The organism is Paraburkholderia sp. RL18-085-BIA-A, from assembly GCF_046027075.1.
In the GTDB taxonomy this organism is placed as follows: Bacteria; Pseudomonadota; Gammaproteobacteria; order Burkholderiales; family Burkholderiaceae; genus Paraburkholderia.
This window is the reverse complement of record NZ_JARESU010000628.1, coordinates 1-408: the sequence shown is the minus strand read 5'-3', so window position 1 is coordinate 408 and position 408 is coordinate 1. Positions and strand designations below refer to the sequence as shown.

Annotated in this window: 1 protein-coding gene; it reads right to left on the bottom strand. The window is 58.3% G+C overall.

Annotation, left to right across the window (positions count from 1 at the left end; translation table 11 throughout):
* Positions 1–408: transposase (locus P0D89_RS54145; protein ID WP_408379864.1), on the bottom strand; the 408-nt coding region annotated here is incomplete at both ends.

Below are 408 nucleotides of genomic sequence, written 5' to 3'. Positions count from 1 at the left end.
TTGCGGGACATTGGTATTCGTCGCCTCGGGCAATGTAGATGAAGTCTGCCCTGTCAAATCGGCCATGGGCCTTTGCGCTGGACGTCGTGGGTTTTGGCAACATGACTGCAATGCCGGCATCGGCACATTCCTTGATCTGAGGCGCGCTGTGGTAGCCTCGATCAGCTACGGCCCGGAGTCTGGTCCTACCCATAGCATCGCGCGCGGCCTTCGCAATAGGACTAAGCTGCGCCCGGTCACTGCCAGAATTTGTGACCTCGTGAGCGACGATCAGGTGGTGCTTGGCATCAACTGCCACCTGCACGTTGTAGCCCACCATGCCTGATCCTCTTCCGCTCGTCGCCATGGAGCGTGTATCAGGATCGGTCATCGAGAGTTGACCATCAGGCTGCGTCTTGAGTTGCTCCT